This is a genomic window from Carboxylicivirga caseinilyticus, from assembly GCF_050589785.1.
GTDB classification, from domain to species: Bacteria; Bacteroidota; Bacteroidia; order Bacteroidales; family Marinilabiliaceae; genus Carboxylicivirga; species Carboxylicivirga caseinilyticus.
This window is the reverse complement of record NZ_JBNGOX010000004.1, coordinates 168,721-188,576: the sequence shown is the minus strand read 5'-3', so window position 1 is coordinate 188,576 and position 19,856 is coordinate 168,721. Positions and strand designations below refer to the sequence as shown.

Sequence of the window (19,856 nt, the reverse complement as noted above, 5' to 3'; positions counted from 1 at the left end):
ATTATGGCTCTATTCGGAAAAATGGAGGATTTGAGTGCCCCCAAAAAAGATAATAATGAAGCAACTGATGTTGAAAAAGTAAAAGTTTTAATTATAGGTTCTGGTCCGGCAGGATATACTGCTGCTATCTATGCTGCCCGTGCCAATCTGAGCCCGGTTATGTATGAAGGAATGCAACCCGGAGGACAGTTAACCACTACCACTGAGGTTGAAAATTTCCCTGGTTATCCATCTGGTATCACAGGTCCTGAAATGATGGAAGACCTCAAAAAACAAGCTGAACGTTTTGGAACAGATATTCGTTTTGGAATGGCTACAAAAGCAGATTTATCTGCCCGTCCGTTTAAAGTAACAATTGATGAGAGTAAAGTAGTAGAAGCTGAGGCCTTGATTATTGCTACGGGTGCAACAGCCAAATATTTAGGTTTACCTGATGAAACAAAATATGCTGGTTCAGGTGTTTCGGCGTGTGCAACATGCGACGGATTTTTCTACAGAGGTAAGGATGTGGCTGTAGTAGGTGGTGGAGATACTGCTTGTGAAGAAGCATTGTATCTTTCAGGCTTGACAAAGAAAGTTTACCTTATTGTTCGTCGTGATGAATTACGTGCCTCAAAAGTTATGCAGGATAGAGTAATCAAAGCTCAAAACATCGAAATTCTTTGGAAACATCAGACCAAAGGATTATTTGGAAACGGAGTTGTTGAAGGTGCTACTTTAGTGAAAAACATGGGTACTCCGGAGGAGGAAGAAGTGAAGATCGCTATTGATGGATTCTTCCTTGGAATTGGACATAAGCCAAACTCAGAAATTTTTGCTGATTACATTGATACAAACGAAGTAGGTTATATTAAAACCATTCCAGGAACTTCAAAAACAAATGTACCAGGAGTATTTGCCTGTGGTGATGTTCAGGATGATCAGTATCGTCAGGCAGTTACTGCTGCAGGTTCTGGCTGTATGGCTGCCATTGATGCAGAACGTTTTCTGGCTGAGCAGGAATAATTTTATGATACAATATTTCAGAGAGGGAAGCAAAGGCTTCCCTTTTTTTATCTCTTTACTTTGGTGTATCTTCAACTTTTATTTGAATACAATTAAATTCCTGAATTGAAATGAAACGATGCATTGTTCTTATTCAGTTTGCTTTTCTGGCAACTGTAATATTGTATGCTGGTAAATATCCCAAAAGGGAAATGCGTGCTGTATGGATTGCAACGGTTGCCAATATTGACTGGCCCTCAAGAGCTGGATTATCAACTGATATGCAACAGGAAGAAATGATTGAATTACTGGATCTCGCAAAAGAATATCATTTCAACACTGTTATTTTTCAAATAAGACCATCGACCGATGCTTTTTATCAATCTTCTTTTGAGCCATGGTCGCAATGGCTTACCGGAGAGCAGGGTAAAGCTCCTGATCCATTTTATGATCCACTGGAATTTACCATCAAGGAATGTAGGAAAAGAGGTTTGGATATTCATGTTTGGATGAATCCATATCGGGCAGTTTTCGACACTGCCAAAAGTTCAATTGCCGAATCAAATCCGGTAAAGACGAATCCCGAATGGTTTGTTACGTATGGTAGCAAAGCTTATTTCAATCCGGGCCTTCCCGAAACACGCAATCATGTCTGTAATGTGGTGGCCGATATCTTAAGAAGATATGAGATTGATGCCATTCATTTTGATGATTATTTTTATCCATATCGTATCAGTGGAAAAGATTTTCCGGATCAGCAGGCTTTTGAATTATATCCCAGAGGTTTTTCAACTAATGAAAAGGAAAATTGGAGAAGAGATAATGTTGACCTGATCATCAAACAGCTTCATGATACCATAAAAGCCGTGGCTCCATATGTTGAGTTTGGTATATCACCGTTTGGTGTCTGGCGTAATAACGATAAAGATCCAAGAGGATCGGCAACAAAAGCCGGCCAAACCAATTATGACGACCTGTATGCTGATGTGCTAAAATGGCAGCAGGAAGGATGGATTGATTATGTTACCCCTCAAATATACTGGCCAATAGGAAAGAAAGTAGCTGACTATTCAGTACTTGTTGACTGGTGGGATAAAAATGCTTTCGGCTGTCCTCTGTATATCGGACACGGTTTATATCGATTGGATGCTAAATCTGGTGAAAAAGCCTGGCAAAAATCAAAAGAAATGGATAAGCAGGTAAAACTGCTTCGGAAATATGAGAATGTGGAAGGGAGTATGTTTTTTAGTGCTAAATATATGCGCACTAATCCTTTGGGATTTAAACAACGGATGCAGAAAAAACATTACAGGTATGTGGCACTTCCTCCCAAAAATAAGAGAGTGAAACAGATTATGCCAGAACGCCCCGAAAACGCTCAATGGGATGTTAATAATGATACCATCTCACTTGCATGGAATGCTGGTGAAAATAATGTGGGATACATCATTTACAAATGCAAAAAAAACAAAGAATTAAAGTTGGATGATGTTCGTTCGATTGTTGCAGTAACAGGTGATACGGAATTAAAATTAAAACTTGATGATCAAAACAGTCCATATAAGTATGATTATATCATTACAGGAATCAGCATCACCAATAATGAGTCGAACGGAGTAATATTCAGATAAAAAATGGAAGAGGTCCCGATAACCTCTTCCATTAACTTCACCCCTTTGTATTAAATCAGGAATTAATTCTTAACTATCTTGAGTGTTTCTTCTCCATTATCAGATTGTATTTTTAGCAGGTAAATACCTTCTGATAACTGATTCAGGTTTATTGAATTTGTATTTTCATTAACAAGTTTTGAGAATACGCATTTACCTGTAATATTGAATAAAGATAATGTGTTTCCTGATGCCAATTGCTGACTAAAATACAAAGTGGATTTTACAGGATTAGGAAATACTTTAATACTATTTAAGTTTGATTTTTCTATTCGAGTTGATGTGTTGTTATAAATGTTGGATACTTCAACTTCTGAAAGTGTATGATTAAAAATGCGAATATCATCAATGGCTCCTTTAAAATAACCATCCTGCGAGAAGTTACTCCTGGCAACATATTGTTTGGTTCTTAAAACTTGTGCCGGAACAACTCCATTTGCTAATTCATTCACAAGAACTCCATTCTTATATATTCTCATTACTCCATTATCACTTACTGTGGCACTATAAAAGTCCCAGGAAGATGCTGTTATAATATAGCTACTTGAGGTTACGCCTTTAGTAGATGTACTATAAATCTGAAAAAAGAACTTTCCGGCAGTTTGGTAATTAGATACAATAATATTTGCATTGGATGAGCCATTTGCTAGATCAATGATTCTTGAATAATTATTAAAGGCATCCCAGCGGGCCCAGAAAGTGATTGACATGGCTCCACCATTCTCCCAGTCGCCTAAATCGATATAATCATCAATACCATCAAAGTAATAAGCACAATTGGCATTGCCATCTCTGTCGGTTGTTAAAGTGGCTCCATAAACGGTTCCATTGTGTTCATTTCCACTGATATCATTGGCATTACCATCAAAAGGATAATAAGCTGCCATTTGCGAATGTATCAAATGGAAACAAAGTATGTGACTTGTAATTACCAGTATTAGTCTTTTCATGTCGATGATTATTTGATCATAACTTTTGAAATAGTTCTTCCTTTATTTGATTTAATTTCAATTAGATATAAACCTGGTTCTAGATGTGATACGGGTATTTCAATTGTCTTGTCAGAGGTAATGGTATTGTAGGCACAAATTCCGGTGGAATTATATAAATAAATGGCAGCGCCTTTATGAAGCCCTAAATCAATATTTAACTGATCACTTGCCGGGTTTGGATAAATCAACACATTGGACAATTCATTAGCAGGTAAGGACGTTGGAACATAGGTGTACAATCCATTTATTTCTTCAGTTGACAATGCCCTTTTGTAAATTCTTATATCATCCAGACTTCCTTTAAAGTATTGCGATATGTTTGCTCCACAGCCGATTAGTAAATCTGTTGTGTTAATTGTATTGCCGGTATATGTAATTGTTTGTGTAATGTCAGATTGATTATCGATATACAAAGTGATGTTTTCACCAGGTTTGTAAACTGCCACATAATGATGCCAGTTTCCATCGTTCAATTCAATCGATCCCCTGTTTTCTTTACCTCCTTCATCATTGAAGTAAAACCAACTGTAGGCATCTCCGGTATAACCGGTACCAAAACCATAAGCTCCTTTGGAACCCAGTGAAGGATTATATTTCGAAAGAAAATATTTGCTGATGTTTTCAGCATCCTGTTTAAGCCAAAGAGAAACAGAGAATGGTTCGCTATTGTTAATATCCAGATGATCAGCGTCAGGTATTCTTATGTAATCATTTATTCCATCGAAATAGAGAGCAGCATCTGCATTTCCAAATCGATCAGGTACAGATGTTGTTTCGTTTAAAGTACCATGATGCTGATAAACGCTTTGATCATCTCCATTAGTATCAAGTGGGTAATGAGCAATCAGGCCATCTTCAATGGATAATGATTCTTTTATAAAAGTGTTGCTTATGGCACTACTCCAAACTCCTGTTTCATCCAGAAATCGAAAATGGATATCATGTGTGCCGGCTGCAAGAGTTGTAAAATCAATAGCTTCTGATAAGGTTATTAATTCTGCTGGACTAGTGGCAATTGTATATACTTCTTCAATTTTTTCATCTAACCAAAATTGGTATGCTGTAATTGCATTGCCTGTCAGATTTCTGGATTCTTTTTTGTAGAAGAATTTACTTTGTGTTACAGTCCAACGATTTTGATCGTCGAGAAATCGAATATTAAAAGTATGTACACCCGTATTCATTTCACTCAAATCAAGCGCAGTGCTCAAACTAAATTCGGTATCCGATGTAATATTTGTAGTGACAGCAGAAGAAAGATCATTATCAATCCAGTATTGCCATGCTTTCATACTTGCTGACTGTTCAACATCTTTTGTTAATATGAATTGGCTCAACGTTGTGCTCCATTTACCCATGCTATCCTTAAAACGGATATGAATACTATGTAGCCCCAAATTCAATCCGGATAAATCCAGAACTGGTTCCCAAACTGTTTGCCCGATAATCGATTGATTAACTTTATTCTCATAATTACTATCAAACCAATATTCGACTTCAGTAAGTTCTATACCAGTTGTTTCAGTATCGGATTTAAAGAAGAAACTAGATAAGATTGTGCTATATAAATCGTTCTCGTCCTTGAATCGCAGATTAATTCGGTGTAAGCCATCTGTCAGGTCATCTGTTGAAATATTGGATTCAAGTACAAATGATTCTGATGGAGTAATATTTAATTTGGTCATGCTTTCAGTTGCATCATCAAACCAATATTCCCAACCTTTGATTTTATTCTGAGCCCAACCTGTTGAAAAGCATAATACAACCAGTAGGGCTGATATTAATTTTTTCATAATTATTCCTGTTGAGCATTAACCGTGATGCTGATGTTTAACATCCCGTTTTCGTCGGTTGATGGAGCAACTGATTGTGAACTAATATGTGGATTAGTAGGAATCGCATAGTCCTTGTATGGAAATAATCCACCATAAATGCCAACTTGCGTTCCGTCGTTACCAAGATATGTTTCAGTATTGTTTAAATGATAATCCTGTTCATAGTTGAAAACTCCTTCATCATTTTGACTTACAAATAACGAGGCAAAATCAACATTTTCATAGTTGTTTAAAAAGGTATTTACCCCTGCAAGTGCTGTTGACTTAAAAACATTGTTAGCAAATGTTGATGATTCGCATGACGATTGGATTACATTATTGGCTCGTCTGAAAATATTATTGGCTATAGTTGAGTTATCAACATTAGTAATTGTTCCATATGTGGATGATGTAGAGGTATGAAGTATAACATTGTTTAAAATGGCAATTTGATTACCGTTTCCAATGCTTGAGGCTATTATGTTATTTGTTAAAATACAATTGTTTGCATTATTTAATGATACGGAACTGGTAATAACACATTGTTTTATGGTGTTATTCTCACAAGGAGTAGTTAAGTCTCCCTGATAACTAACCTGGTAAAGTTTACAACGAGAAATAATTGCATTATCTATTTTTTGATTATTCATAAAAATGAGACTACCTGTAATTTCAATTCCTTCAAGTTTAATATTGTCTGCGTTTTCAGAAATATAGACAGTTCCATAAATAATAGAACTATTAGTTGCATTGGTAGTAGAAGGGTAATGTCCTGTTCCGTAAATGGTTAATTGCTTATCTATAGCAGGAGGTGGTGTGACTCTTGTGCCGGGTAAATAAATGGTATCACCATCAATTGCACTGTCATATGCATCAATAAAAGGCGTTTCACCATCAAATGCAGTTGATGTACCATTGCTCTGAAGCATAACAAGTTGTTGCGCCGATAAATGTGTTGTAGCTATGACAACCAAAAGGGTAAGTAAAATTTGTTTCATGACTCTGAGTTTAGAATAGTAATAAAACTAGTATGTTCTGCCAGTTTTATAGGCTGAAAAGTAATAAGTGGTCAATTGGCGTAATAAGTGGAAATTCATTTTTTCGTTATGCACCAAGTAGCAAATCAATTGCCGTTTATTATGGCATACGACCATCTGTTATTAATCTTCATGCCGATGCAGATAATATCATTATATTGTATCATCAAGCTTACACTCAATCTGAATGAAAGTAATTGCAATAATTGTTTTATGCCTTTGGGGGCTTGTATCACTGCATGCCAAGGATAAACCGTACAGAATTTATAATACGCATAACGGACTGCCTCAAATTCAGGTGACGGCGATTCATCAGGACGACTATGGATATGTTTGGGTGGGTACCAAGGCTGGATTAGCCCAGTTTAACGGTGAACATTTCCATCAATACCTGGGTAACGAACATATTTATACCATAGATAGTGATGCAGAGGGGAATGTATTTGTAAAGGCGACTTCCGGAGTTTATAGATTTAATGGTTCAGATTTCAGTTTGATCAAGAATATTTCTGAATCTTTTCAAGTAATGGTTTCGGATAATTGCTATTTTATTTATACAAAAGATTGGGTTAACCATTATCAGAAGGACTCATTACTTGTGCAATACAAGGTAGGGGTTGATTTTCCGGTTGGAGGAGTTAAATCCGTGGTTTATGAGCCAAACCATCGCTTACTGTATTGCACTGATTTTATTACCAATGACGTTTACCATATAAAGTCAAACAGGTTATCGAGAATTTATACTGCTCCTGATGGTTGGAAAGTGGATGTGGGGCGTTTATCGCATGATCTGCCAGTAATTTTATTAAATAATGGAAAAGAGGTGAGGTACCTGTCGTTGCCCGATGGAGAATTACTTTTTAGGTTCTGGTACGCAGGAAATGATATAATCAATGTTGAGGTGAATAAGCTTCCTGTTAAATCCTTCCTGCTGAATTATATGTATGATTATTTTCTTTTGGATAGTGCATCAAGAACGGCAGTTGAGCTGCAGTTGGATTTTATTAAAGCTCCTTATCCAGTAATCATTGATCGGGATAATCAGCTATGGGCCGGATCTGATAATGGATTGTATCAAATTTGGGATAATCCTTTTGAAGTATTCCCGGAGTCATTTATGAAAGATTTTTGGACATTGATACAAGCTGATGATGGAAGTTTATATGGTGCCGCTTTTAAGCAAGGGCTATATCAATTAGATATGCAGCGAAATTTGAAAAAGGAAATTATTGCCAAAGGGTTCTATAACTCCAAAGAAACGGATTATTATTACGGAGCTTCTAAGGATAAAAACGGCAATTTGTACTTCCCAACTCATTATGGATTGGTGATATACAATAAAAACCAAACCATCAAACTTAATACCGGTATCTCGCTCATCACACGTTACGACTCTGTTACAAATAGTGTCATTTTTGGTCAGGAAAATGGCTTAGGTTTTCTGGATGCAAACGGAAAGATCAGATACATAAAAGATGAGACGAATTCGATCGTTAAGTCTCACCCTTCTGCTTTGGAATTTATGGGTGACTCATGGATATGGATCGGAACAGGTCGGTCATTGTCAATCTATGATCGTAAGAAAAACATATTTATCAAGCCCGATGATTTATTCAAAGGTGTACCTGCAAATGGAATAATCTCAATAGCCAAAGATAATAATGGTAACATTTGGATGGGAGGAAGAGATGGATTGTGGTTTTTGAATGCGGAAAAACGCCAGTTCAAAAAAGTACCTATAGCTCATTCTGGATATATAACTGCCATTATGGCTTATTCTCAAGATAAACTGTTCCTGGGGACAACCCGGGAATTGATGGTACTTAAATTAGATGAATATTTAAGTAACGAGAATTTAATAATCAAAACCTACAATTTCAGAAATGGTTTACTGGCACAGGAAATTGCGCAAAATGGTTTTATGAGATGGAATGATAAAGTCCTATTTCCATCAACTACCAACACAACGGCAATTGATCCGTTAAAAGTTCGTTTTGATTCTGAGTTTTTTAATGTTGAAATTACTCATTGTAATAATACTTCATTATCCTATGCTGAACGCAAATTAGGGAAAGTATTATTACTAAAAAGCCATGAAAATGATGTGGAGTTTGATTTTGAGACAGTTGGATTTGGATTGCCAACACAACCGGAATATCGTTATCGTTTAAAAGGTTACAAAGAGCAGTGGAGTAACTGGAGTCAGCAAAACTATGCTGTTTATAATAATCTTGCTTCAGGTAACTACACTTTCGAAGTCATGGTGAAGCCTGCGTTTGTTAATGGGATAGAGGATTTTAAAACAACTTCAATTAATGTGGTTGTTAAATTACCTTTTTATAAAGAACCACATTTTTATAAATATGCATTTTTTGTTTTGCTTCTTCTTGGATTAATCATTGCCTATATCTCCAGGTCAAGATATATGTTTAAGGTAAAGGCCATTGAGCAGGAGCGGAAAAAGCGTTATTTGGAAATTGCTTCGTTGCAGGCAAACCTTAATCCACATTTTATCTTTAACCTTTTGGCTTCAGTTCAGAACCTGGTAACACAGCATAAACCCGAACTGGCCAATCAATACATTATTAAATTCTCGCGTTTAATAAGAGCCTATATGGAGGCCACTATAAAATCATCTCAGGTAATTGATCAATCGCAGGAAAACACGGAGATATCGGTAAAAGAAGAGGTTGATTTGCTAAAAATGTATATTGAGTTTGAGCAAATAAAATATCGAGCCAAAGCCTTTGATTATGAATTAAATGTTGCTGATCCTGATCTTTTAAATAAAACCATTCCTCCAATGATTATTCAACCTTTTGTTGAAAATGCAATAAAACACGGGCTCTATCCTTCTGAAAAAGATGGTAAATTACTCATTCGTATTTCAGCAGAAAAAGAAGCCCTGGTTTGTACAATTGTAGATAATGGTATAGGTCGAAAGAAGTCGGAAGAACTGAAGAAAGATTCGATTAAAGTATATGAATCTAGAGGAATTGAATTGATTCAGAAACGAATTGATATTTTAAATGAACTGGGTTATAACATTCACATTCGTTACGAAGATCCTGAATATGGAGGTACCATTGTAACGATCACTTTTAACTAGATGAAATGGAACAGCAAGTAAATGCCTTAATTGTTGAAGATATTCAGGATACATCTGATTATATATGCCAGCGTGTGCGCCAATTGTTTCCGCAGATAAAACAAATATTTCAGGCATATGATATCAGTGAAGCTTATGATTTAATTAAACATGAGGATATTCAACTTGTTTTTCTTGATATACAACTAACAACAGGTACCGGATTTGATTTATTAAAAAGACTATCGGAAGAAAACTGTATCGATTTTGAAATCATCTTTATAACGGGAGAGAGTGCTAAAGAATACACCTTAAGAGCAATTAAATATTCGGCCATTGATTTTTTATACAAGCCTTTGGATGATTCTGAATTAGTGCAGGCGGTGAATAAGGCTTTAACAAAAATCACCTCACGAAACTTCAATCATCAGATTAAATTGTTACTCGAAAGGGTGGGAGGAGCACAAACAATGCCCAGCAATAAAATGGCTTTCCATCTTCATAGTGGTATTATCGAATTCGTGAATATTTCGGATATTGTTTATTTAAAAGCGGATGGTGTAATTTGTTATGTGTTTCTCAAAGACAATGTGCAGCTCTCTGTAACCCGTAATATTGGATTTTATAAAGAAATGCTTGTAAGCGATTATCATTTTCATGCAATCAGTAACAGTTTGCTTGTTAATCAGGAATTTATTAAGAAATACAATCACCGTGAATTAACCGTTGAATTGACTAACGGAACTGTGTTATATGCATCCAAACGTTTTGGTAAGGATTTTAAAGATCAGTTTAATAAAAAATCAGGCATTAATCATCTCACTCAAGCAATTCGTCAGTTGTTTGGCAGATAAACCTATTTTGATTCGGGAAAGCTTGCCATGTAATTGATATGATGCCATTGCAAGTTGACTGTCAATAACTGATTGCTTAATTCAGTTATTTCTGAAACTTGTGGAAATTTAGTGGAAATGATTTCCTTAATTTGTTCAAACGCCTTTTTACTTAGAGTATTGTTAATGATGTATTCGTATTTGAAAATATAAGATTGCAGGGCCTTGATTTCATCATTTATACGATAAAAAGGAGAGGATTCATTTTTATCAAGTACGGAGCTTACAATACTTAATACTGTTAAAGCATAAGTTTCGGTTAATGTTGGCAATCCGATTGGTAGTACTGGATGTTTACTGTCTGAAGTTATGATATGATGTACAGATTGTTTGAATGATGCTATAAAATCGTTTCTAAAAGCGTCTTCTCTCCGGAAGTCTTCCTGAAGCTGATCTATATGTCTTTCTGCATTGTATCTATCTAAAAACATCATAGCACTTTCTTTTAGATAGTAACACTAAACTTATTAGGAAGGTTTAATTTTAGAGTAATAAAATCTTGTGGCTTTAAGAAGCATGTGGTATTCAGAAACTCTTTTAAAATTGAAAAGTTGTGTTAATAAGCAAATGAAAAAGGGACTGATAATTTACTATCAATCCCTTTTTTGGTATCTAAGCAATAATGCTAATTTTTTAATTAAGATGTTTAATCGTTGGTTTGAGATTGCTTTATTTAATGACAAACGATGTTTCAATGGTTTCTGCCGAATTACTACCGACCATTACCTTAAAACTACCTTTTTCAATAACATATGTGCCGTTTGGATGAAAATAACCTAACTCATCCTTGCCTAAAGTAAAAGTAACTTCTTTCGACTCTCCGGCATCCAGTTCGATTTTGTTAAAACCTTTCAGTTCTTTAACCGGGCGGGCATAGGCAGCCACTTCATCCCGAATATATAATTGAACAATTTCTTTTCCTTTTACATCTCCGGTATTGGTAACAGTAACCGATACTTTAACATCTCCACCTGGTTGTATTTCAGTTTTATCCAAATTGAGATTTGAATAGGTAAATGAAGTATAACTTAAACCATATCCGAATGGATATTGAGGTGTGTTGGGAGAATCTGTGTATCTCGACCAAAGGTTATCCATCTCATTACCACTTGGGCGACCGGTATTTTTGTAATTGTAATAGATAGGAATCTGACCAACACTGCGAGGGAAAGTCATTGGTAATTTACCTGAAGGATTAACTTTCCCAAATAAAACATCTGCCATTGCATTACCCGCTTCGGATCCGGCATGCCATGTTTCGAGAATGGCAGCGGCTTTTTCAGCCAATTCGGGAATAACCACCGGGCGACCTGTCATCAGAACAACTACAATATTCTTATTTACTTTGTAAATTTCATCAAAAAGTTCAACCTGTAATCCTGATAAAGTTATGTCAGTTTGGCTTCTTCCTTCACCTGATTGATAAGCATCTTCACCAATAGCCAATAATACAACATCGGATTTTTTAGCAGCTTTTACAGCTTCTTTAAAACCTGATCTGTCATCACTATTGAATGTAAGGATATTTGAAAATGTTCTTTCTCCGGTTACCAGATCACAACCTTTGGCATAATTTACTTTAATGTCATTACCACAAGCAGTGGTAACACCTTCTAATAAAGAAACTGCAGAGTTTGAAATGGCTTTTGCTCTCCAGTTTCCTAGAGGAGAATCTTTATCATCAGCCAATGGGCCAACAACTGCAATTGATTTAATATCCTTGTTTATTGGCAGAATATTGTTTTCATTCTTTAGAAGTACCATTGACTCACTCGCCACTTTGCGGGCAGCTTCTTTATTTTCGGCTGTTAACAATGAATTTTTCTCACGATCCTCATTACAATATTTATATGGATCGTCAAACAACCCCAGTCGATATTTAATTCGCAGAATTCTGCGAACAGCATCGTCAACATATCTCTCATCTACCTCGCCAGACTCAACCAACTCCTTTAGGTGACTTAAGTATGCATCTGCTTCCATATCCATATCAGAGCCTCCTTTAATGGCTCTTAAAGCAGCTTCTTTCAAATCTGCAGCTACTCCATGTTGAATCATCTCGCCAATGCTGTTCCAGTCTGATACTACAAAACCATCAAATTCCCACTGACCTTTAAGCAATGTTCGCTGTAAATAAGAACTGGCAGTAGCAGGTAAACCATCAATGGTGTTAAATGAATTCATAAAAGTAGCAACACCCGCATCACTTGCCGCTTTGAAAGGAGGTATAACCACATTGTGCAATGATTCTCCGCCAATTTCTACTGCATTGTAATCACGTCCCGATTCAGAGAAGGCATAACCTGCAAAATGCTTGGCACATGCAGCAATAGTATTTTCATTACTTAAATCGTCACCCTGAAAACCCTGAACTCTCGCTATGGCAAATGCAGAACCCAGATAAGTATCTTCTCCGGCTCCTTCCATAACTCTACCCCAGCGTGCATCGCGTCCAACATCTACCATGGGAGCAAAAGTCCATTGCAATCCGTTTGCGGCAGCTTCTTTAGCAGCAACACTGGCTGATAGCCTGGCTAATTCAGGATCCCATGATGCAGCTTCACCCAATGGTATTGGAAACATAGTCTGATGTCCGTGAACCACATCATAGCCAAAAATTAAAGGAATACCCAATCGACTATTTTCAACGACCAATTGTTGAGCCTTTCGGGTTGCTTCAGCACCCACAACATTCAGCATTGACCCTACACGTCCCTGCTTCAAATCGTCAAGTAATTGTTGAGATCCATCCGTTTTAGGTGCAGGTCCGGTCATTTCCCATTGACCTGTGCGTTGATTCATCTGTCCAATTTTTTCTTCCAATGTCATCTTTCCAAGAAGATCTTCGACAAAACGGTCTTCTTCAGAATCACCCCCTCCATTATTGGTACAAGCTGTTAATCCCAATGTCATCATTATTAATACTCCTAAAATATGTTTCATAATAGTGTGAATTTTACTCATTAAAAGTAAATAAAAAGGTTGCCATTAAAGAATGACAACCTCATTTTATATGGCTTCAGGATAATTGTTATCCTTGTTTTAGATTACAACTTTTACGCTTACAGCGCTACTTTTTTGCATCGGAATTACATTACCTTCAATCTTGTTTCCATCAACCCAGATGCCTTTTTCAACAGAATCATTATTTACCACTTCGATGTTATATAATGTTCCACGAAACTTACGATTTACAGTAAAGCCTTTCCAGTCAGAAGGAATACAAGGATCAACTATCAGACCGTTATAATCAGGTCGAACACCTAAAATATACTGACTGATAGTGTAGAAATTCCAAGCTGCCGTACCTGTCAACCATGAGTTTTTAGCCTCACCTGGTTTAAAGGCATCTTTACCGGCTATCATTTGTGAATATACATAAGGTTCGGTCTTGTGTAGATCACTGATATCTTCCAAATAAGCCGGACAGATCTTCTTGAAATAGTCCCAGGCTCTCTCAGCATTACCGTTCAATACCTCACCAATAATCACCCAAGGATTATTGTGACAGAAAATACCCGCATTTTCTTTGTAACCGGCAGGATATGATGAGATTTCACCATATTCAACCACATATTCAGAGAAAGGAGGGTTGTTAAGTACAATTCCGTATTCGCAATCAAGTCTTTCTTTAACCGAATCCAATGCTTTGGTACACATGCCTTCTTCTTTGCCGATTTCAGCCATTGTACACCAGCCTTGTGATTCAATAAAGATCTGACCTTCCTTATTCTCCTTGCTACCTACTTTTTTACCGTAGTAGTCGTAAGCACGAAGATACCAGTCGCCATCCCAACCATGCTGCTTAACTGCTTCAATCATTGCATCAACATGCTTTTGGGCGCGTGCAGCCTCCTCGGTTTTACCTAAAACATTGCACAACTCAATATAGTCGCGACCGTAAACCACAAACAAACCTGCAATCATTAAAGACTCAGCTTTAGAGCCTTCTGTTTTATTTTCAGTTGTCTGGAAAGATTCATTAGGATCGTTGGAGAAACAGTTCAGGTTCAGACAGTCATTCCAGTCGGCACGACCAATTAATGGTAATCCGTGAGGGCCTAAATTATTCACGACGTGATCGAATGAAATGGTCAGGTGATCGAACATTGTTTTCGCAACACTCATATCGTTGTCAAAAGGAACCATTTCATCCAGAATTGAGAAATCGCCCGTTTCTTTAATGTAACTTACAACACCCAGAATCAACCACATCGGATCATCGTTAAATCCGCCACCGATATCGTTGTTTCCTCGTTTAGTCAGCGGTTGATACTGGTGATAACAGCCTCCGTCAGGGAATTGAGTTGAAGCGATATCAATGATTCGTTCGCGCGCACGCTCCGGAATCTGATGCACAAAACCGATTAAATCCTGGTTTGAATCACGGAAACCCATTCCACGACCAATTCCACTTTCAAAGTAAGATGCAGAACGCGAGAAGTTAAAGGTAATCATACACTGATACTGGTTCCAGATGTTTACCATTCGGTCCAGTTTCTCATCACCAGAATCAACGGTATAAACATCCAACAATTCTTCCCAGTATGTTTTCAGTTCATCAAATGCAGCATCTACTTTTTCAGCAGTGTCGAATTTAGCCAAAGTGGCTTTTGCTTTTGTTTTGTTGATTATGCCTTTGCTTTCCCACTTTTCTTCCTGTGCATTTTCAACATATCCCAAGACAAAAACAAAGTCTTTGCTTTCGCCTGGTTTTAACTCAACTTCGATATAATGAGATGCCACAGGAGACCATCCGTGAGCAACGCTCATTCCAGGTTTGCCTTCCAGTACTTTTTGAGGTTCGTGGAATCCATTATATAATCCAAAGAATGTTTCACGATCGGTATCATAACCATCAATTTCGGTATTTACCGAATAGTAGGCATAGTGATCACGACGTTCTTTATATTCAGTTTTGTGGTAGATTGTTGAACCCTCAATCTCCACTTCACCTGTTGAGAAGTTACGCTGGAAATTTTCCATGTCGGTAGCAGCATTCCATAATGCCCACTCCATAAATGAAAATAACTTTAACTTTTTAGTTTCATTTGAAGTATTCGTTAAAGTCACTTTTTGAACTTCAGCCCATGTTTTCAGAGGAACAAAGAATAATACTTCAGCTGAAATGCCATCCTTCTCACCTTTTATTTTAGTGTAGTTCATCCCATGACGACACTCATAATTATCCAAAGGTGTTTTACAAGGTTTCCAACCTGGAGACCAAACTGAATTACCATCATTGATATAAAAATAACGACCGCCGTTATCCATTGGCACGTTATTATATCTGTATCTTGTTATACGACGGAATTTGGCATCCTTATAAAAAGAATATCCACCCGCAGTATTAGATATCAATGAAAAGAAATCCTCATTACCTAAGTAATTAATCCAAGGCCATGGAGTCTCAGGTGTGGTAATCACATACTCTTTTGCTACATCGTCAAAATATCCAAATTTCATAACTTTTTTATATAATCTATTCTTTTGTCTAAATACTTATAAAGTTTAATCTTTATCTCAATTCGTTAATTCGTCTGGCTTCTAACTCCCGGGTTATTTCATCCATCTTATCCTGATTTAAGGGATAGATTGTCATGATAATAGCAGCTAATAACGCAACTAAAGCAGGAATCCAGCTCATTAGCATTTTTATTCCAGGTATAGCTCCTTCAATGGTGGAAGAATCCATGCCGTCATAGCTAAATGCAGCCAATACAGCACCAATCAAAGCAGCAGCCAGTCCTCCGCCGAATTTCGTAACGAACGAGCCAGCTGAATATATTAAACCAGTTGCACGGCGCCCATTTTTGTACTCGGAATAATCAGCAGCATCACCCAGCATAGTAAAGAAAAGAGTTGGGAAGATTGCTGCTCCGAATTCGGATATAATACCTATTGAAAAAATTGCACTTATATCCTGTGGTCCGCAAAAAATGAAAAGTGCATTAACACCACCAGAGAAAAGCAAAGCATAAATAAACAAACGTCTTTTGCCAAATACTTTACTTAAAGGAGCTGTTACCATAGCACCAATGATGGAAGCTATCATAAGTCCTACCAGGTATGTGGCCGCCAGTAGTTGATTGTTTACATATGAAGTAAAATAATACATAACCATACCTTGTTTGGTAGAATTATAAATAGTCCATAGTAAACCAACGACCAAAAGAACCAACCAGGGCTTGTTTTTAATTAAATCCTGTAAATCTCTTAATAAATTCGTCTTTTGCTCTTTAGGAGGTGCTACCCTTTCCTTTGTACTGGCAAAAGTTATAAACATGAATAGTGCAAGAAATGCTGATAAAACATAAATGGAATAACTATAGCCTTTCTTCTGATTAATCAAACGAATTTTATCAGTTGTCAAGTCAGCTTCTCCCTCGGCAATAAAGGAATATTCTTTTTCGGCTTCCATCGCAAAGCTAATATAGGTAGCAGGTTTAGCAACGGAGTCATTAATGGCATTAGCCCACGATAAATTTGCTATTCCATCTTTTGTTTTAATATTGGCATTCGGAACATCCTGTGGTGAGGATACTACCACTTCATATTTTGTATCATTTAATTCTGTAATTTCAATTTTGGGATTAACATTTCCGAAATGAGCGACTAAATATAAAAGAGCTCCCTGTACTATCATGCCTCCGGCAAATGCTCCAACCATTCTGTATGAACCAATACTGGTTCTTTCCTTATTATCTCCAGTCATTACAGCCATTAATGCTCCGTACGGGATATTATTGGCAGTATAAATCAATGTGAATAAGATATAAGTAGTATAGGCATAAATTATTTTTCCAGTTGATCCCAGTTCCGGAGTTGTAAATAATAAAGATAATATAACGCCCAAGGGTATTGCAGTCCAAAGAATCCAGGGACGGAATTTTCCATATTTAGAGTTCGTAATATCTCCTATTACGCCCATACCGATATCACTAATTCCGTCACTTAAACGGGCAACCAATAGCAATAAACCGGCAGCTGCGGGTGTTAATCCAAATACATCTGTATAAAAGAATAATAAAAAAGTAGATACTCCTCGCCAGGCAATGTTTGCAGCTCCGTCACCTAAAGCGTATCCAATCTTTTCAAAAACCGAGATTTTATTTGATAGTTTGTTCATTACCTGATTTTAAACCAAAAAATTAAGTATTTCTTTTCTTGTTTTTTCATAAACTTCACGACTAAACATATATAGTCGGGCTGGCTTATGTGCTACACCTTTTTGCTTTTCATCCAGAGGGATTAAGTATTTCATTCGGGCTACCTTTTTTCTGAAGTTACGCTTATCAAATGTGGTGTCTAAAATTATTTCGTATACTTTTTGTAATTGCGTAAGGGTAAATTTTTCTGGTAGTAACTCAAAACCAATTGGTTCATGAATCAATTTATTACGCATCGCAATGAGTGCTTCTGAAAGTATCAGTTTATGATCAAAACCTAATTCAGTTATCTCATCAACCGGCATCCATCTAACATTTCTTCCTTTCCACTCTAAGGTAACTTTTTGAGTAGCCAGCAATGCGAAGAAACCAATTGAAACAATTCGGTTGTCCGGGTTTCTATCATTGAAGAGTAACCATTTTCTGTCATTCTCCTTTTTTAATCGATCAGGGGCTGCAAAGGTTTTAAATTGCTCAAGATAGATGTTCCGCAGTCCTGTCAGGTCATAAATAATTCGGTCAGCAGCTTCAACTATGGTCTCATCTTCATAAATATGATTTCCTGTAAGTGTTAAATCAGTAAAGTCAATCTCCCCATTATCCTTTATTAGTGTTCTATCTACAACAAGAACATTTAATTTTTCAAAGTCAAAACCAAAAATAACACAGTCAACTGATATGTAATTATTTAAAATTTTATTTGACATAGATTAATTTCGTTTTATCTATTTGGTATAAATTTAATCAATATTTGATAGTGTTGATAGTACACTTATTAAAGTGCAGCTAATATAGTAGATTATTTATTAGATTTCAAATTGCTAAATCGATATGTTAGCAATTCTGAAATTAGTTTTATACAAAACCAATCTTCATCAGTGTCAGATAGAATAAGGAATAAGCATATTTTAAAACTAATAGTTTAGAATCAATCTAAATGTAAATGTGCGCCTTATTATCAAGTGTTTAAATTCAAAATATTTGACTTTTTGCATTAGAACAATAATAATCGGTGTACATTTACAGAGATTTATGGAACAACTTGTTTTTAAACAAGAAAGCCCTTAACTTGTTAAAATAGCATTTCCGCCCTGAATCTAAAAGAATGTTAAACATTAAGGAAAAAATTCAGTAATCTGGATTAATTTTTAATTTTACCGACCTTAGAAAAAGTTGAAACAATTTATAGATAAGAAATTGCTTATTCATAACACTAAAAAATATAATTCAATATGAAAGTAACCGTTGTAGGAGCCGGTAATGTAGGTGCTACCTGTGCAGATGTTTTGGCATACAGAGAAATTGCCAACGAAGTTGTTTTGGTTGACATTAAAGAAGGTGTTGCCGAGGGAAAAGCTTTAGATATTTGGCAAAAAGCTCCAATTAACTTATATGACACCAGAACTGTAGGGGTTACCAATGATTATTCAAAAACTGCAGGATCTGATGTTGTTGTTATTACTTCAGGATTACCACGTAAGCCAGGTATGACTCGTGATGACTTGATTGAAACGAATGCCGGTATTGTAAAATCAGTTACTGAGCAAGTAGTAAAATATTCTCCTGAAGCCATTATTGTTATTGTATCCAACCCATTGGATGTTATGACATTTCAGGCTCATTTAACATCTAAATTTCCTCGAACAAAAGTTATGGGTATGGCTGGAGTTCTTGATACAGCTCGTTACAGAGCCTTTTTGGCTGAAGAGTTAAATGTATCTCCTAAAGATATTCAAGCTGTATTGATGGGAGGTCATGGTGATACAATGGTTCCACTTCCTCGCTATACTACTGTAGGAGGTATACCTGTAACTGAATTGATTGATGCTGAGAAGCTGGATGCCATCATTGAACGTACTAAATTTGGTGGTGGTGAATTAGTTAAATTGATGGGTACATCTGCATGGTATGCTCCGGGTTCGGCAGCTGCTCAAATGGTGGAAGCAATCATTAAAGATCAAAAAAGAGTATTTCCGGTTTGTATTAAATTAGATGGAGAATACGGAATTGATGATTGTTACCTTGGAGTACCGGTTGTTTTAGGTAAAAACGGTGTTGAAAAGGTATTGGAATTAAAACTTAATGATGATGAAAAAGAATTGCTTCAGGAAAGTCGTAAACATGTTCGTGAAGTCATGGAAGTTCTTGAACGATTAGGTAAATAATTTTTATTACATATTTTTTTAAACCCATCCTCATCAGGATGGGT

At 36.4% G+C, this 19,856-nt stretch carries 13 protein-coding genes; 5 read left to right on the top strand and 8 right to left on the bottom strand.

The window, feature by feature from the left end:
• Positions 1 to 3 precede the first annotated feature (3 nt).
• Positions 4 to 1,005, top strand: a complete 1,002-nt coding sequence (gene trxB / locus ACRD62_RS03450) for a thioredoxin-disulfide reductase (protein WP_430818727.1) — start codon at positions 4 to 6, stop codon at positions 1,003 to 1,005.
• A gap of 110 nt (positions 1,006 to 1,115) precedes the next feature.
• Positions 1,116 to 2,615 carry a glycoside hydrolase family 10-like protein gene (locus ACRD62_RS03445; protein WP_430818726.1) on the top strand — a complete coding sequence of 500 codons (1,500 nt, stop codon included), beginning with the start codon at positions 1,116 to 1,118 and terminating at the stop codon, positions 2,613 to 2,615.
• A 62-nt stretch (positions 2,616 to 2,677) separates the two neighbouring features.
• Here the strand turns inward: ACRD62_RS03445 and ACRD62_RS03440 are convergent, their stop codons facing one another.
• Genes ACRD62_RS03440 through ACRD62_RS03430 form a run of 3 tightly spaced genes read right to left on the bottom strand, consistent with a single transcriptional unit; the run spans position 2,678 to position 6,458 of the window.
• A complete protein-coding gene (locus tag ACRD62_RS03440; RefSeq protein WP_430818725.1) occupies positions 2,678 to 3,604 on the bottom strand; it encodes a T9SS type A sorting domain-containing protein in 927 nt (308 codons plus the stop codon).
• 8 nt (positions 3,605 to 3,612) lie between these two features.
• A complete protein-coding gene (locus ACRD62_RS03435) occupies positions 3,613 to 5,439 on the bottom strand; it encodes a T9SS type A sorting domain-containing protein (RefSeq protein ID WP_430818724.1) in 1,827 nt (608 codons plus the stop codon).
• A gap of 2 nt (positions 5,440 to 5,441) precedes the next feature.
• Positions 5,442 to 6,458, bottom strand: coding sequence for a right-handed parallel beta-helix repeat-containing protein (locus ACRD62_RS03430; RefSeq protein WP_430818723.1), 1,017 nt, complete (start codon positions 6,456 to 6,458; stop codon positions 5,442 to 5,444).
• A 226-nt stretch (positions 6,459 to 6,684) separates the two neighbouring features.
• Here ACRD62_RS03430 and ACRD62_RS03425 point away from each other — a divergent pair, with 226 nt between their 5' ends.
• Positions 6,685 to 9,606, top strand: coding sequence for a sensor histidine kinase (locus tag ACRD62_RS03425; protein ID WP_430818722.1), 2,922 nt, complete (start codon positions 6,685 to 6,687; stop codon positions 9,604 to 9,606).
• Between the two features lie 5 nt (positions 9,607 to 9,611).
• A complete protein-coding gene (locus ACRD62_RS03420; protein WP_430818721.1) occupies positions 9,612 to 10,439 on the top strand; it encodes a LytR/AlgR family response regulator transcription factor in 828 nt (275 codons plus the stop codon).
• Positions 10,440 to 10,441: 2 nt separating this feature from the next.
• On the opposite strand, the gene ACRD62_RS03415 is transcribed toward ACRD62_RS03420, so the two are convergent.
• From ACRD62_RS03415 to ACRD62_RS03395, 5 genes are all read right to left on the bottom strand, one after another.
• Positions 10,442 to 10,912, bottom strand: a complete 471-nt coding sequence (locus tag ACRD62_RS03415; RefSeq protein ID WP_430818720.1) for a hypothetical protein — start codon at positions 10,910 to 10,912, stop codon at positions 10,442 to 10,444.
• Between the two features lie 235 nt (positions 10,913 to 11,147).
• On the bottom strand, positions 11,148 to 13,421 hold the full coding sequence (gene bglX / locus ACRD62_RS03410; protein ID WP_430818719.1) for a beta-glucosidase BglX: 2,274 nt from the start codon (positions 13,419 to 13,421) through the stop codon (positions 11,148 to 11,150).
• A 99-nt stretch (positions 13,422 to 13,520) separates the two neighbouring features.
• The gene (locus ACRD62_RS03405) at positions 13,521 to 15,944 is read right to left on the bottom strand and encodes a glycoside hydrolase family 94 protein (protein WP_430818718.1); all 2,424 of its coding nucleotides are present in this window, start codon (positions 15,942 to 15,944) and stop codon (positions 13,521 to 13,523) included.
• Between the two features lie 52 nt (positions 15,945 to 15,996).
• Complete coding sequence (locus ACRD62_RS03400; protein ID WP_430818717.1) at positions 15,997 to 17,607, bottom strand: MFS transporter; 1,611 nt, start codon at positions 17,605 to 17,607, stop codon at positions 15,997 to 15,999.
• Between the two features lie 9 nt (positions 17,608 to 17,616).
• On the bottom strand, positions 17,617 to 18,354 hold the full coding sequence (locus ACRD62_RS03395) for an NUDIX hydrolase (RefSeq protein WP_430818716.1): 738 nt from the start codon (positions 18,352 to 18,354) through the stop codon (positions 17,617 to 17,619).
• A gap of 525 nt (positions 18,355 to 18,879) precedes the next feature.
• On the opposite strand from ACRD62_RS03395, the gene mdh reads away from it, so the two are divergent.
• Complete coding sequence (gene mdh, locus ACRD62_RS03390) at positions 18,880 to 19,812, top strand: malate dehydrogenase (RefSeq protein WP_430818715.1); 933 nt, start codon at positions 18,880 to 18,882, stop codon at positions 19,810 to 19,812.
• Positions 19,813 to 19,856: the final 44 nt, after the last annotated feature.

Coding starts and splice junctions, on each gene's coding strand:
- trxB (WP_430818727.1), top strand. CDS start 4: ATGGCTCTATTCGGAAAAATGGAGGATTTGAGTGCCCCCAAAAAAGAT.
- ACRD62_RS03445 (WP_430818726.1), top strand. CDS start 1,116: ATGAAACGATGCATTGTTCTTATTCAGTTTGCTTTTCTGGCAACTGTA.
- ACRD62_RS03440 (WP_430818725.1), bottom strand. CDS start 3,604: ATGAAAAGACTAATACTGGTAATTACAAGTCACATACTTTGTTTCCAT.
- ACRD62_RS03435 (WP_430818724.1), bottom strand. CDS start 5,439: ATGAAAAAATTAATATCAGCCCTACTGGTTGTATTATGCTTTTCAACA.
- ACRD62_RS03430 (WP_430818723.1), bottom strand. CDS start 6,458: ATGAAACAAATTTTACTTACCCTTTTGGTTGTCATAGCTACAACACAT.
- ACRD62_RS03425 (WP_430818722.1), top strand. CDS start 6,685: ATGAAAGTAATTGCAATAATTGTTTTATGCCTTTGGGGGCTTGTATCA.
- ACRD62_RS03420 (WP_430818721.1), top strand. CDS start 9,612: ATGGAACAGCAAGTAAATGCCTTAATTGTTGAAGATATTCAGGATACA.
- ACRD62_RS03415 (WP_430818720.1), bottom strand. CDS start 10,912: ATGATGTTTTTAGATAGATACAATGCAGAAAGACATATAGATCAGCTT.
- bglX (WP_430818719.1), bottom strand. CDS start 13,421: ATGAAACATATTTTAGGAGTATTAATAATGATGACATTGGGATTAACA.
- ACRD62_RS03405 (WP_430818718.1), bottom strand. CDS start 15,944: ATGAAATTTGGATATTTTGACGATGTAGCAAAAGAGTATGTGATTACC.
- ACRD62_RS03400 (WP_430818717.1), bottom strand. CDS start 17,607: ATGAACAAACTATCAAATAAAATCTCGGTTTTTGAAAAGATTGGATAC.
- ACRD62_RS03395 (WP_430818716.1), bottom strand. CDS start 18,354: ATGTCAAATAAAATTTTAAATAATTACATATCAGTTGACTGTGTTATT.
- mdh (WP_430818715.1), top strand. CDS start 18,880: ATGAAAGTAACCGTTGTAGGAGCCGGTAATGTAGGTGCTACCTGTGCA.